Annotated in this window: 1 protein-coding gene and 1 pseudogene; both read left to right on the forward strand. The window is 68.8% G+C overall.

Annotation, left to right across the window (positions count from 1 at the left end; all coding sequences use genetic code 11):
• A partial coding sequence (locus VYI76_RS16695) for a PRTRC system protein F (RefSeq protein WP_326525944.1) occupies nucleotides 1–869 on the forward strand: 869 nt, incomplete at its 5' end.
• A pseudogene (locus VYI76_RS16700) lies at nucleotides 866–1,072 on the forward strand (hypothetical protein); the annotation flags it as partial. The gene VYI76_RS16695 and the pseudogene VYI76_RS16700, both read left to right, overlap by 4 nt.

Here is a 1,072-nt window from a genome sequence, read left to right on the forward strand (position 1 = left end):
TCAACCAGCGCCTTTGCGGGCTGCGCTGCCTGCGTCCGATGTTCTCTCTCGGCCTCGACGAGGCGGCGGGGAGCGAGGGTGCTGGCGAGCACGATGGATACCGTATCCGTGGCCAGATCGCCTGGTATGGCGGCGGCGGGACCTGGTGCGTCGGCCCCGCGCTCGAATGCCTGGAGGCCTTCCATGCGCGGCTAGGGATGACGGTGCTGCGCATCATCGAGGACCGTTCGTGGCGGACGCTGCCGCTGTTCACGCCTAGCACGGCGCTCGATGTGGCGCGGGACTTCTACTGGTACGGCGAGGAGGACGAGGAGACGGCACTCCAGGAATCCTGGGGCGACGATGCGGATGCGCGCGAGGAAATGCGAGCCGGGATGGTGACCCGTGCGCTGTTCGATGCCACCTATCCGAAGTGGGCGCTGCCGCGCGCAAGCCAGCGTCGACCCTTGCGGACGCGACAGATCGCGGAGGCCGCCGAACTGGCGATTGGATCGGCCGGGCCGCGCATCCGGGGCGTCATACAGGACGCGTGTGCGCTGATGCGGCTGCGCGTGCCGGCGAGGGCACCTCAGGCGCAGGACCAGGAGGGCTACTTCATCGGATTCGCGGGCGTGCTGACTTGGCGCGAAGACGACCCCGTCGCCCCCCGCGTCGTCGACGACTTCGAGCAGATGGTCGGAGAGAGCGGCGAGTTCTTCGAGGAGAGCGGGACGTGCGAGATCGACCTGTGCGGCCCCGACGGGCTGCTTCGGTGGGTCGAGGACATGGGGCCCTGGTTCGCCGCCGTGCGGCTCATCGACAGCTTGATCTTCAGGCTCTCGGACGGAGACTGGTTCGACCACGGCAAGGTTGCGAAGGACTGGCCATGACGAAGGAACTCGAATTCCGCGTGATCGAGGAAGCGGTCGGCGGCGTGGCGCTGGACAGCGCGGTGCTGATCTACCGCGGTGCCAACAGCACCGCCTTTGCGACCGTGCACCCGATCCACCACGACGACGCGGGCGCAGCCTCCATCCTGCCGGGCCGGCCGATGACCATGCTGGCCGTGGCGCGGCTCGCGAAGCGGCTGGGC

Source organism: Sphingomonas sp. (genome assembly GCF_035910975.1).
Taxonomy (GTDB): Bacteria; Pseudomonadota; Alphaproteobacteria; order Sphingomonadales; family Sphingomonadaceae; genus Sphingomonas.